This is a genomic window from Paenibacillus sp. 11B (assembly GCF_030487755.1).
Classification (GTDB): Bacteria; Bacillota; Bacilli; order Paenibacillales; family Paenibacillaceae; genus Paenibacillus; species Paenibacillus vandeheii.
The window spans coordinates 107689-120171 of sequence record NZ_JAUKNS010000010.1 but is presented as its reverse complement, the minus strand read 5'-3'; the positions used below and the strand labels follow the sequence as shown (position 1 = coordinate 120171).

The window sequence follows — 12483 nt, the reverse complement described above, 5'->3', positions numbered from 1 at the left end:
ATGAAATTTATGGAGTTTCGACATAAGGATATCTATGTAAAAGTACACACATCACTCATTGTAACTCGTGAAGTCTTTGAAAAAGAGAAGAAACTTCGGGATGAACTAGTGTATGCCAATGTCATTGATATTGATTCCAGGGTACAGGCTGTATTTGCCCAGTTTCATTCCGCAAGAAAAGCAAGTGACGTGTACTTTATGTTGATGCATGCACCAGGAATCGGAGAAAAGAATTATGATAAATCATCGTTTTCTGTCCGGCCTGCAGGAAAGTATAAACATCAGTCACAGCGCGAAGATGAGACCTTAGTATCCGGGGTTGTTGTTAGTGAAAGAGCCCTACAGCGACAGCAAGATGGGTATATCATCTTTGCTTGGGACGGGAAAATAGAAGAGAAATTGTTTTGGGCGATGGATAGCTACTATGAGACTCCGCTGCTGAGAGAATGGACAGCGTATCTCATGGACATGTTGATCGAGGACAAACGTTTTGTTCCACTCACCGTGTATGATTTTGATGGGAATTATTCCGAATTGGTAGTGTACGATCTAATCGCTAACGAGGATGTATTAGATGAATATGTTACCCGCGGATTACAGAACGGAAAGATCACATTGACGGAGATTGAACAGGAGGCCATATAATGCAGACAGAAAATCAGATTGCAGTCCTAGAAGATCATCCACTTGAGACCTTAGGTGACATTCAGAGTATAAGTGACTATTTGCACATGTTTGGTCCTGATTTGATCAAGCGCCTAAATAGTGAGTATATCCCTGTTCATCATCCTGGTACAGATAGTCCTTTAGAGGTCCTCGAAGAGATTAAACGGCCTTTATTTAATGCTCAAGCCCATGTGGTCACAGCTTTAATTAAAGGGTTCCAGAAGCACAAAAGGCTCTTTTTAATAGGAGGCATGGGTACCGGCAAAACTGCTATATCCATTTCTACTTTTTTTTCACTTATACGCGAGATGTTGAAGGGGACAGGTAGAGTCATTTACATGGTTCCCAATCATCTGCTAAAGAAAACGAAGCGAGAAATCTCTATTTTATTGGATAAGGACTTGTATGAAGCTCGTTATCTAAAGAGTTATCAGGATGTGATTCAACTGCGGGACAGCGGGATCATGAATTCGCCCCCAACCAAAATAGAAGTTTATATCATTGCCAGAGATACGTGCAAACTCGGTTACATGTATGAACCTGTAGCGAAGTGGGTTGACCGTACATATGAGAAACATGTTGGTCATGGAGAGCAAAAGGAATCTTTCATGAAGACCAGTTTCAAAGGATGGGTTTGTCCTGATTGTGGCGGGCAACTGATGAAAAAGGAAGAGGGGGATGCCGTCCCTCTGGAGTACGATGATTTTTATAATAAACATGGTAAACCTGCACGTCGGAAGTATAATCTCTCATGTTCAAATCAGCTTAGATTATACAAGAATGCAGATCCAGATAAAGATGAGTACCGCGAGTGTGGTGCACGTCTGTGGTCGGCAAAGAATAAAAACAAAATGAACATTGCTGGAGAACATGTTAAAGTGTCTGGGGCAGCCCCCCGAAAAGTTTCGCCTGCAGATCTGTTCAAGCGCTATTTCAAACGTAAATTTGATTTAACAATCGGAGATGAGTGCCACGAACTCACGGGTTGTAGTGCTCAAGCCCATGCATTTCATGTGCTTATGGGTTGTGCCAAAAACACAGTTGCTATGACCGGTACTCTGATGAATGGTTACGCGAGTAACTTGTTTGAACTGATCTTCCGGATGTATCCTAACCGGATGAAGCTTATGGGCTTTATGTGGGGTGACGTCGGTAAGTGGATTGATCTTTATGGTGTTAGGGAAAAAACGACGAAGATCAAGAAAAATGTTGAGCTGAATAGTTCAAGTAATGGCTCACCGGTGAAGGTGAGCACGAAAGAACTGCCTGCAGCAGCTCCTCAGCTCTATACAGATATCTTAAGTGATGTATCATGCTTTATTCAGATGTCTGATATGTTTGAGGTTCTGCCTACACTTGATCAGGGGCCTATGTTTGTGGACATGGAAGGTGAAAGACGTTTTGTAAATAACGTCACTAAGATTCATAAAAGACCAGGTAGCAGACGACGTCTAAAAAAAGGGATGCGGCTAGTGGCTCCGTCCTGGTATCTTCAGAATAACCTTGATATAATCTCGAACAAACTAAGACGCGCAGTTGAGAAGGAACTGGCGGTTGGACAATCAGTATTGTTAGGGAGTTTGGTGAATACATTACTGTCTTATCCCGATGTTCCTTTTAACTTCAAAGGTGTTTATCATCCGGACACAGGTGAAGAGATCGTTTCACCACTGTATCGTTTAAGTGACCGGGTAATCTATCCAAAAGAGCAGCAATTGCTTAAATTTGTGAAGTCACGGATTAGAGCGGGCCGTAAGGTAGGTATCTATGCAACGTATACCGGAAAATTAGGTACTCTACAACGATTACAGTTGCTGCTGGAGGAGCAAAACATTAAGACAGCAGTTCTTGAGTCTAATGTTGAGGGTCCGGAGCGAGAAGAATGGATTGCACAAAAGGAAAGGGAAGGGATACAAGTCTTGTTGACGAACCCGATACTCGTGAGTACAGGTCTGGATCTACTTGGCTTCCCTTCACTGTTTTTCTATCAGACTGGTCATCGTTTGAAGATTGTTCGTCAAGCAAGTGGAAGACATTGGCGTATTGGTCAGAAAAACGCTTGTGAGACTATCTACAGTGGGTACAAAGGGTCTATGCAGGAACTTGCCATTAATCTAATGGCAACTAAAATGAACGCAGCCTTGGCCCTTGAAGGACAGTTTAGTGAGGATGGTTTATCCGCATTGACGGATAGTTCTGGTGGTGGTAGTTTGGCTAATGAGTTGGCTAAACGTTTCATTGGAAATAAAATAGATGGTGTAGAGAGTGCAGAATCGATTTGGGGTAAGATGACCATAGATGCTACTCAATTTGCGACTCAAATAGAGTCAGCCACTGTCGGTGCAGTTGAAGTAGTAGTGGAAGAAAACTTTAACAGCGAATTGCTTCCTGTTAGCAATCGTTATCAAGGAAAAACGCTTGAGGATGCAATCTTGAGCTGGGCTAATCACCATATTCCAAGTGATCTTGTTCCTCGTTTTACGAAACATATTGAATTTGTTTCACAGCATGTTTTACGTGGAGTAGAGGGTCTGTCGTACTCAAGAGCGTCACTCGTTGGTGATATGGAACTTGTGTGGGATCCATCTGCCATAAGCGGGGATGAAACAGCATTCCGTAGATGGGCGTTTAATTTGACGAATATGCCTGTACAGGTGAGAGCCGGTATAGATGAATGGACTCCGTCAGTTGTTATTGAAGGAAAGAAAGGTAAGACGAAAAGAAAGAAAATCTATAACGTATCTGAAGGGCAAATCGCTTTTATTTTGTAAGCATTAGTTCTTGCTCAGATCCCCCTCCCATTTTCTAATAGGGTGGGGGATCTTTTATTTCAATACATTATATATAGCAGTTCACATATTGTTATATGAAGTATTGTTTGTAGAAAGTATACTATATTTGTTCGTATTTTATTCTGAAGGAGAGATTCTAAATGCTAGGGAGAAATGATATTTGTTTATGTTCAAGTGGAAAGAAGTATAAGAAATGCCACGGCAATGATGAGGTATATAACAAAGAAATTTTGAATATTCCATTTGAACATCCTCTGAAAAAAGTAATTTGTGATACATATGTAGCAATAAATGAGGATTTTAGACGTAACCCTAATCCTGGATCTTGTCATATCACATCGAGCGTGATGTATATACTACTGCAAGAGCAAAACGTTGAATGTGAAGCATGTATTGGAGAAGTGGAGGTGCCTGGCTTAGGATATTTTGATCATTCTTGGATTGAGATAGATGGGGCCCCTTTTGATATTGCTATTCAATTGACGTTGGATGAGAAGCGACATTCACGAGTGTACGCTGGGCATGATTTAAATGATTGTTCAATTGATCCATCTATGGTTAATTATCGATTTAGTAAAGATGGTTTAGATAATAGAGTTGCTGGGGAAATCTATAGAACACCATTAACAAACTATCTCGATGATGCAACGGATCAGCGGGGATGGGAAACAATTGAAAGAATTGCATCGAAATTGGGAATGGATATTAGTCGTAATGTTTTAAGAGAAAAATATAAACACACTGGACGTAAATTGATAGAGGTATAGATTTAAAGTAGAAGACGAACAATCCTTGTGGTTGTTCGTCTTCTACTTTATCGATGTACAATGCAATTGGATTTCTATCATATATTAATTAGTTAATTAATTAATTGTTTGGAGAAAATGAAAAACCGTTATATGATAAAAATATAACTTGAATTAGGGGGAACGAGAATTATGAGTACAAAACAGAAAATTTATCCAACTTGCAATCTATGCGACAAATTAAATGCAGATATGACCCACTGTGCAATATATGGACCGGTATCATTAGCAGAAACAAACAACACAGCCATCGGAGCTGCTTGTACTAAATCTGGTGATTATGTGCGTTTATTGCATGCTGTACCTAATGATTTTAATTATGGCTTTACATCTGATGGTAAGACTATAGATGAAGCTGCTGACGAGGAGTTGTTGGTCTATGATGCCGGCAAAGAACTTGATGGTTTTAAGTTGAAGCACGGACTTACTCTTCAAGAATGGGCAGAACAAGCATTTTCAGAGAGAAAAAGAGATTAGGGGATGTCGAATATGTTTATCCGTTCAAAAGGTGTTCTTGCTTTGGGATTATTATTTTTTCTAAGTGCAGGTTGCTCCTCAACTGATTCATTTGATCGAGTAAGTACGCTTTTTACATCTTCTTTTTCAGATCCAGAGCAATCTGTCAGTATTCAGTCTTCTAACATTGAATATGCTTTCACTCAGAAAGATCAGCATCCGGAAAAACTTCTTATCCAGGTGATTGATGATGCACAAGATACTTTAGATATCTCAATCTATAGTTTGACTGAAAGAAATATTACGAATTCAATAATTAATGCTCATCAGCGTGGGGTAAAAGTTCGAGTTATTACAGATCGCTCTCAATCAGAAGGCGAATCACAAGCTAAAAGAATACATCAGCTCTTAGATGAAGGTATAGAGGTAAAGGAAAATACACATAGTGGTTTGATGCATCATAAAACAACGATCGCGGATCGTTCGGTTACTACTACGGGTTCGTTTAACTATTCAGCAGCTGCCACAAAATATAATGATGAGGTCCTAGTTGTGATTCATGATAAAGCTATTGCTGAATATTGGTCAGACGTTTTTCAAGAGATGTGGTTGGATCAAGAAAGGTATGCTGCAATATCTTTGTAGCTATAGCTCCAAAATTAATTCATGAAGGGGATAGGTATGAATATTACTGCTATTAATCAGTTAGTCTCACATGGGTGGACGTTAGAAGTGTGGGAAGCTCGTTATGGGGGAGACGTGTGGGCGATGATTGGCCCTGCAGATTATGTTGATCAATTACGTGATATTACAGGTGGTGGAGATATTGAAGCAGTTGAGCTTGAATGGTATTTAGATAATAAAGGATCGTGGATTCCAGCAGCACAAGCTAAAAATGTTGGCGAAGCTCTTAATAAACTTGAAAATAAGATAGAGTTACTTGTTGATAATAATGAATGGAAAGATGCTGTTCATTCTGTTTGCCTTCGAATTATTGAGGTGAGTGATGGATCGTATGGTTTAAAAACAGCTACAAATGACCTGTATGAGAAAACTTTTTGTTGGCCACAGGGCATCTAATGTTGATTATGAAGTTTGAGGAATTGATTCTAAGCCTATGTATTGAAGCATAAAGTACTAAAAGATGTAGCTGTATTTCATGTGGTAAGAGTGATAATTGTATGAAAGGCCACACGAAAAGGGTGACTTAGGATTTTATCGGAATCTATTCTTCTTTAGATATATATTTTTATTATTTTAGTTTTTATTTTTATTGTTTTGCTTGTTTAAGAGATTGATAGAGTAAGGCCACGACTGGCTTGAAGGACCTTTAATGCCACATGTAAGGGAGTAAAGGGCCACAGATATAGGAGTGAAAGGCCACACATACAATTCCTAAGAAGCCACACCAAAGGGAGTGAAAGGCCACACGTAAGGGATAAGCAAGGCCACATTAACAGGAGTAGGGTAGTGAACGATTAGCAAATGTTGGGGATAAAGCAACCCGATACTCCTCTTTGTGTGGCACTTTAAGCTAAATAAATCGCTTCATAAGGTAATTTATTCAGCTTTGTTACATACTTCACTCCTTTTGGTGTGGCAGTTTGTTTCTATAAAGATGATAACCGCAATGTAGTTTCCTTAGCATAAGAGATAAAGCACGATGTGTGGATATTTTCTAAATTAACTCCTTTATATGTGGCCTTAGGAGAAATGTATGGCAAAAGGCCACATATAAAGGAGTATTATCGCGAGTTATCCACAATTTTAACGAAAACAACTCCCTTTAGTGTGGCCTTTTTTCAAAATCGGTGTTGTTTGGGTCTTTTCTTTAAGGACAAACTCCTTTTTATGTGGCATTTCAAATATAATCCCCTCTTTTATGAGTACAGAAAGGCCACAAGAAAAGGAGTGGCTAATACATTGATACTACCATACAATCTAATTATCAAAGATATAGTGAGGATAATAACATGGGTGAGGATAACCAGTTAGAATTTGAATTTGAACTTGATACGATCTCAGACCACTACATTGTCTCCGAGTCCAATGCATTGATTGAAGCACGGACAAATTTAACCTTACATGAAGAACGATTGATATATATTTTAGCCTCACGGATTCATCCGGAAGATACGAGTTTCAAGACACATCACTTCCGAGTGAAGGATATTGCTGAGAAGCTGGGCTTAACTGAGAAAAACTTCTATAAACGGGTTCGGGAGATCATCGATAGCCTCCAGGACAAGAAAGTAGTAATAGAGGAACGAAGCATGAATTCCACCTTATCTGCACACTGGCTTGCTGCTGCACGATATTATCATGGTAAGGGCATGATTGAGCTGGAGTTTTCTGAGATGCTGCGGCCTTATTTACTGCAACTCCATCAGAACTTTACTAAATTCAAGTTATGGAATGTACTCTATTTGAAGAGTTTCTACTCCTCCAAATTGTACAAGCTACTTAAACAGTACCTGCCTCTGCAAAAGCGTAAATTCACCATGGAACAGTTGCGGGACAAACTTGAGCTGGAAGAAGGAAAGTATGTAAAGTATAGCCATCTCAAAAACCGGATACTTCTTTCATCTCAGGTGGAACTGGAAGCAAAAACAGATATACGATTTACTTTTGAGGAGATCAAGAGTGGTGCAAAGGTGATAGGAATCATATTCCATATCTTCCCTAACCATAAAGGAGAACGGGCTAGCCTTAATGATGATGAATACATTGATAAGGAAGATACGCTTGAGCTATTAGCCCGGTTTGAAATTAAAAAGAAACTCGCTAAAGAATTGCTTTCTAAACATGGCGAAGAACACATACGGGCAAACATCAAATATGTGTACGAAAAAAAGCGTAACATGGAAGTGAGTAATATATCGGGATACATCATTAGGGCTATTGAAGAAAATTATGCTGATGCCCTAAGAGTGTTTGATCCGGAAGATGATGATGAAATACAAACCTCCATCCGAATGTTAAATGACCGCATTGGAAGATATATTGTTTTTCACGATCAGTGTATTAAAGAAGGAATGGAAACGGAGCAAGATGGAATTCGCGGAATGCTTACGAAGATAATGCAAGAGATAAACAAGGCTTCAGAGCAACGGCTACTTCATAATAAGAGACCGCTGGTAATTGAAGATTTTTATCACCACCGGGCCAAAGAAGCATTTACATTTTTAGCTGTTCAAAACAATTCCCAACTACAATTAGAACTAAGCTGATTAAATAAAAGATGGAGAACCGAAATGGTTTCCATCTTTTTTATTTCTAAGGCTCACGTAAAATAAATCCGGTTAGAACACTATCGTCAGTCAAAGCGTTTATATATATATATTTGATTGTCAGAATATAGTATTTGGTATTTAATATATAGAGTTAAATAATTCAAATCATGAGGATGGTAGAGAATGAGCAAAATTTTTATAAGTCATGCTTCAACAGATTGGAAATTCGTTAATACGTTGATGGATTTATTTCAGAATCAATTCAACCTCACTCGTGAGAATTTTTTTAACACTTCGGATGAGGAGCTTAAGACAGGTGGGAATTGGGTTGAGCAAATTCGGGAAGGGATGCAAGGAGCAGACTTGATCATGCCTATTTTCACACCAAGTTACTTTGAAAGTACATTCTGTATTTGTGAGCTTGGTGCTGCTTGGGTCAATCAAGCTAACCTCGTGCCATTGATTGTCCCCCCCCTCACTCATAGGGCTTTAGATGAAACCCCATACAGATCGGTTATTCAAACGATATCCTTGGGCAATCGGGATGGGCTCACAAAGCTATGGGATGCTTTTACAGAAAGAGGAATTGGTCAAAATACAAATATGACTCGGTTCTTAAAGCGTGCGGAAGACTTCCAGACGTCCACTCTTGAACCATTCATTGAAGAAATGAGTACAAGAGAGACTGTTACCGTATCATTGGTCAGAGAATTAAGAAAACAAATGCGGTCAGCGGAAGAAGCATACGAAGAAGTGGAAGATGAGTTGACTGAGCTGCGTGCTGAGAATAAGCGACTTCGTGAAATGAAAGATGCAAATGCAGTAAAAGTTATGGATGATGAGAAGATGGATGAATGGGATACCTTCTCGAAAGCTGTTGAGCAGGTAAAGGAATCTATGAAATCACTAAATAAAACAGCTTGTAGCATGCTTTATTATACGTACAACAATAAACCTTTTACTGGAGATCAATACACTAACGGTATTCTTTCGAATTTAGAGGGGCAAGGACTAACTAAATGGGATGATGGATGGTATGTGGATGAAGAGCATCCATCAATCCGCGATGCTGAGACTGCTTTAAATAACTTGGCTAAAGTGATTAGTAATTGGCATGATACCATTCAGGATCGATTCTATCGAGAGAATCCAGGTATACGTTTTGGTCTTCAATTTTCAACTTGCTGGGAGGAACTTTTTGGAGTTAGTGTAATTCCTTCAGAATAATGTTTCTAAAAGTCTCTGAAGCAGCAGATATGCGGCTTTTTTTGTTATCCATAAAATGAACTTAATAAGGATCAATTCCAATATATTAATTAATATATTGGAATTGATCCTTATTCGTTATATTATTAAATAGTCTGATCGTTTCGCACAAAGGAGGCCTGTAATTGAACGAGATTACTGCCATGGTATGGCTATTAACATTACTAATATTCTATATGGTAGTTAATTATGGAATTCCGATTGCATTAATCATAGTGGTTTATTTTATTTTAAAAGGTTACAAGAAGCGCCAGATCGTGGCCAAGAGTGAACAGCCAAAGCTTGTGAATAAGCAAGGGAACATCAAACCATGAAGCGTGACCCTTTTTTTGTACGGAAATATTGAGAACGGTCTGATGAAATACTCAATGGAAAGGTGAAGATAAAGATGGCTATTGAACTCTGTGATTTATGTGGCTCATCTATGCGAGAAGGTCAGTATGGAGAAGCAAGATGGATCTGTACGAATGAAGAGTGTGATAAATTTGATCCTACTGGGCCGGTTAAACGATTAGTGCTCAAGCCACTCAATGATGCGATTACAGAAGCGTCCATATGTACCAATGGAACAATTGAAATGTATACTGCCCGATGGATGGGTGACGGATCATTCACAGTAAGATTTGACAATGGCAGCGAAATTGATTGTTATTTGGACGGTGATAAAGTTTTTCCTGATGTACCCGAGATAAATAAGGAAATTAGAGAGAAAATGGTTCATCTAATAGGATTACGAAATAAGATGAGTGATGTGATCAACGAGAAAAGAGGAACAAGATGAGCTTGGATATTCGTTTAACCGTTGAAGATGGGAATAATGCGGATGATAAGCACACCAGGCATAATCTAAATCGAATGTGGAAAGAAGCCGGAGTATATGAGGTTCTTTATGAATCGGATGGAAAAATCTCGATAGAAGTGCTGCCAACACTTAAACTCGGATTAAAAAAGTTGCTTGCTGAATCTCAGCGACACAGGAAGTTCAACCTCTTAAGTACGGCGAGCACTTACCGGATCGCTGTACTATGGCTTTCGGTACTTATAGAAGAATTTCATAGGTATCCGGACGGGGTCATCACAATAGATCATTAAGTAGATTTCTATCTTTTCATGTGGCACAGCAGCAGAGAGGTAAACTTACGTGTTTTAATCTTACGTGTTTACACGCATCATTAATTTCTAATGTGTCCCTTCGGCTATACGACAGCGAGGTTCCTGTTACGACATCTGAATCACTATATGTTTACGTACGTTCGTTGCTGCACCTTGGGACGTACATTTCAGATTCACTCCACTAGTACCTTGTCTCTTCATACGGGAACCATTTGCGCGGATTTAGTTTCCCTTAAGGTAGATAATCTGTATCATGAACAAAGTTACATTATTTTCCAGATCGTCTTTCCCTTTGTGACCTGGTTTTCACGATCCAGCCGCGCCCCCATTCTATCGAAAATTGTTACTTTGTTCGTATATAGAAACAGAATTTCTGTTCTGTTATAGATACGTACTTAGCAAAAGAATAGATACGGATATAGTAACTAATTTTGCTGTTCTGTTTCTGAGTACGAATCTAGATACAGAGATCAGTTGGGTTTTAAAGGAGAGGGGAGATACGGAGATAGAGGGGAATGATGCAAAGGCGGATTCAACTTACGTGTTAACACGTAAGTTGTAATCACGTAAGTTTGTGTTATACTTGAGTTACCCAGTTCTTCAAACAACTTTATAAGGGGTGTACATATTGAAAATTGAACCGGTTTCTAACCTTGCACGTCTTGCCCAGTGGAACTTTGAGTCAGCATCAGTTGCCTTAATCGTAGAACATATTGAAGAACATAAGAACATCCTCCTTACCGGGCCAGTTGGCAGCGGAAAGACCTCTCTGCTGAAGGATTTGATATCACTGACTAATCCGGAACTTCATTTTGGTTACATTTATCGAAATGGAGCTAATACAACATATAATGAGAGACACATCCATCCTTGGGATGTTCATCGGGTTGCCGGAGCAATTAATGTAGATTTCGATCAAGCAGCGAGTGATGAATTAAAAATAGGTAGCATCCAAGCTCCAGACTTTTTTGTAGTAGATGATGTAAGTGCAGAATTCGACTTGATCACGGAGATGCTTACTTCTATGCGTTGCACAGGTACCCTAGCAACAAATCATGTGATCTACAGAGATACATTCGGTCCGAGCTTTTTTAGAAGACAAAAGTACTATGATATGGTCATTAAATTGGAGAAGTATCATCAGAGTGGTGCAGTGTATACTGCCAAGCATCCCCAGTTACGTTAATGCTCATAACTCAAACCGGAAGGAGACCTGAATGTGTCTCTCAAACTCAGAACATATCTTGAATTTTTAGAACGGAAACCAGGTAAGGCTGAACTCACTGAGTACATGAGTGGTCTGACAGATTCGAACCAAATTGAATTTAAAAACCTGGTCTTGTTTAGCTACTACGGCATGGAACAACTGGCCAAGACAGAAAAACTGCATAAGATCACGGACTTTTACATCACAACTGCTACCATCGTTGCAACCATTGGATCTTTAGTTTGTACTGCAGTTCTAAATAATTTATTATTTAAATTTGGTTCAGCTGGTTTCATAGCGATTTTTGCTTTGCTTAATCTAGTTAGCTTAATGTTTATTTTGCACTACCAAAAAAAGCCGATTTATGTGGCTCAGAACACGATCTGGCAGATTACCATCAAACAGTATTTACACTGGCTTGCACGAGATTCTGAAGACTTTACTACCATTCTTAAAGAATTCACCGACCAGTTTCCTGAAAAGAAATCAGATAAGTTCATGAAGTTAATCTTCAAAAAACTCGTTCAATAAAACAAAGGAGGCAAACCTGCATGCGCAAAGATATAACCAAAATTGATAAACAGTCATCCTTAGGGCATGTGGTCAAAGTTCAGCAAGTTATCGACTTTTTAGTTCTGGCCGAGTTACAGTCCGGACGGCGATTCGGTAAAGAACTCGATCAAGTCATTACCAAAACATTGAAGGGAGTGGGAGTCAACGACTCCTATCTCACCCAAAGGCTTAAGAAGCTTGCTGAAAAAGGCCATGCTCATAGTTATTGGGAAAGCGAGAACCGTTATTACCGCTATTACGAAATCACGGAGTATGGTATTGAATATTTCAAACAGCTTCAGCGAGATCTTCCAGACCGGGTCTCATTGGCATTACGCGTTTATAAGGCGTTTGAGTCCACATTGAAGAAATATGAGTGAAGGGAAGAATAC

The 12483-nt window shown here is 39.2% G+C and carries 14 protein-coding genes; all 14 read left to right on the top strand.

Annotated features, from left to right (window positions below; translation table 11 throughout):
• Window positions 1–645, top strand: coding sequence for a hypothetical protein (locus Q0V21_RS30915; RefSeq protein WP_301882262.1), 645 nt, complete (start codon window positions 1–3; stop codon window positions 643–645).
• The gene (locus Q0V21_RS30910; RefSeq protein WP_301882261.1) at window positions 645–3437 is read left to right on the top strand and encodes a hypothetical protein; all 2793 of its coding nucleotides are present in this window, start codon (window positions 645–647) and stop codon (window positions 3435–3437) included. The genes Q0V21_RS30915 and Q0V21_RS30910 overlap by 1 nt, the downstream gene beginning before the upstream one ends.
• A gap of 161 nt (window positions 3438–3598) precedes the next feature.
• The gene (locus Q0V21_RS30905) at window positions 3599–4225 is read left to right on the top strand and encodes a YecA family protein (protein ID WP_301882260.1); all 627 of its coding nucleotides are present in this window, start codon (window positions 3599–3601) and stop codon (window positions 4223–4225) included.
• Window positions 4226–4396: 171 nt separating this feature from the next.
• On the top strand, window positions 4397–4741 hold the full coding sequence (locus Q0V21_RS30900; protein ID WP_105410463.1) for a pepsin/retropepsin-like aspartic protease family protein: 345 nt from the start codon (window positions 4397–4399) through the stop codon (window positions 4739–4741).
• Between the two features lie 12 nt (window positions 4742–4753).
• The gene (locus tag Q0V21_RS30895; protein WP_301882258.1) at window positions 4754–5365 is read left to right on the top strand and encodes a phospholipase D-like domain-containing protein; all 612 of its coding nucleotides are present in this window, start codon (window positions 4754–4756) and stop codon (window positions 5363–5365) included.
• Between the two features lie 36 nt (window positions 5366–5401).
• Window positions 5402–5800 (top strand): hypothetical protein, encoded by a 399-nt coding sequence (locus Q0V21_RS30890; protein ID WP_301882257.1) that lies wholly within the window; start codon window positions 5402–5404, stop codon window positions 5798–5800.
• Window positions 5801–6693: 893 nt separating this feature from the next.
• A complete protein-coding gene (locus Q0V21_RS30885; protein WP_301882256.1) occupies window positions 6694–7950 on the top strand; it encodes a replication initiation protein in 1257 nt (418 codons plus the stop codon).
• A 186-nt stretch (window positions 7951–8136) separates the two neighbouring features.
• Window positions 8137–9180 (top strand): toll/interleukin-1 receptor domain-containing protein, encoded by a 1044-nt coding sequence (locus tag Q0V21_RS30880; protein WP_301882254.1) that lies wholly within the window; start codon window positions 8137–8139, stop codon window positions 9178–9180.
• Between the two features lie 164 nt (window positions 9181–9344).
• Entirely contained in the window at window positions 9345–9533 is a 189-nt protein-coding gene (locus tag Q0V21_RS30875) for a hypothetical protein (RefSeq protein WP_301882253.1), read from the top strand.
• 74 nt (window positions 9534–9607) lie between these two features.
• Entirely contained in the window at window positions 9608–10000 is a 393-nt protein-coding gene (locus Q0V21_RS30870) for a hypothetical protein (protein WP_301882252.1), read from the top strand.
• Window positions 9997–10311 carry a hypothetical protein gene (locus tag Q0V21_RS30865; protein ID WP_301882250.1) on the top strand — a complete coding sequence of 105 codons (315 nt, stop codon included), beginning with the start codon at window positions 9997–9999 and terminating at the stop codon, window positions 10309–10311. Before Q0V21_RS30870 ends, Q0V21_RS30865 begins: the two co-directional genes overlap by 4 nt.
• A gap of 649 nt (window positions 10312–10960) precedes the next feature.
• Entirely contained in the window at window positions 10961–11518 is a 558-nt protein-coding gene (locus Q0V21_RS30860) for a hypothetical protein (RefSeq protein ID WP_301882249.1), read from the top strand.
• A 33-nt stretch (window positions 11519–11551) separates the two neighbouring features.
• Window positions 11552–12070: a hypothetical protein gene (locus Q0V21_RS30855; RefSeq protein ID WP_301882248.1), complete on the top strand. Its 519-nt coding sequence runs from the start codon at window positions 11552–11554 to the stop codon at window positions 12068–12070.
• 20 nt (window positions 12071–12090) lie between these two features.
• Window positions 12091–12471 carry a PadR family transcriptional regulator gene (locus Q0V21_RS30850; protein WP_301882247.1) on the top strand — a complete coding sequence of 127 codons (381 nt, stop codon included), beginning with the start codon at window positions 12091–12093 and terminating at the stop codon, window positions 12469–12471.
• Window positions 12472–12483: the final 12 nt, after the last annotated feature.

What these genes read in the sequence shown, in the direction of transcription:
- Q0V21_RS30850 (WP_301882247.1), top strand. Translation starts at nt 12,091, where the DNA reads ATGCGCAAAGATATAACCAAAATTGATAAACAGTCATCCTTAGGGCAT.
- Q0V21_RS30880 (WP_301882254.1), top strand. Translation starts at nt 8,137, where the DNA reads ATGAGCAAAATTTTTATAAGTCATGCTTCAACAGATTGGAAATTCGTT.
- Q0V21_RS30915 (WP_301882262.1), top strand. Translation starts at nt 1, where the DNA reads ATGAAATTTATGGAGTTTCGACATAAGGATATCTATGTAAAAGTACAC.
- Q0V21_RS30895 (WP_301882258.1), top strand. Translation starts at nt 4,754, where the DNA reads ATGTTTATCCGTTCAAAAGGTGTTCTTGCTTTGGGATTATTATTTTTT.
- Q0V21_RS30865 (WP_301882250.1), top strand. Translation starts at nt 9,997, where the DNA reads ATGAGCTTGGATATTCGTTTAACCGTTGAAGATGGGAATAATGCGGAT.
- Q0V21_RS30890 (WP_301882257.1), top strand. Translation starts at nt 5,402, where the DNA reads ATGAATATTACTGCTATTAATCAGTTAGTCTCACATGGGTGGACGTTA.
- Q0V21_RS30900 (WP_105410463.1), top strand. Translation starts at nt 4,397, where the DNA reads ATGAGTACAAAACAGAAAATTTATCCAACTTGCAATCTATGCGACAAA.
- Q0V21_RS30870 (WP_301882252.1), top strand. Translation starts at nt 9,608, where the DNA reads ATGGCTATTGAACTCTGTGATTTATGTGGCTCATCTATGCGAGAAGGT.
- Q0V21_RS30885 (WP_301882256.1), top strand. Translation starts at nt 6,694, where the DNA reads ATGGGTGAGGATAACCAGTTAGAATTTGAATTTGAACTTGATACGATC.
- Q0V21_RS30910 (WP_301882261.1), top strand. Translation starts at nt 645, where the DNA reads ATGCAGACAGAAAATCAGATTGCAGTCCTAGAAGATCATCCACTTGAG.
- Q0V21_RS30905 (WP_301882260.1), top strand. Translation starts at nt 3,599, where the DNA reads ATGCTAGGGAGAAATGATATTTGTTTATGTTCAAGTGGAAAGAAGTAT.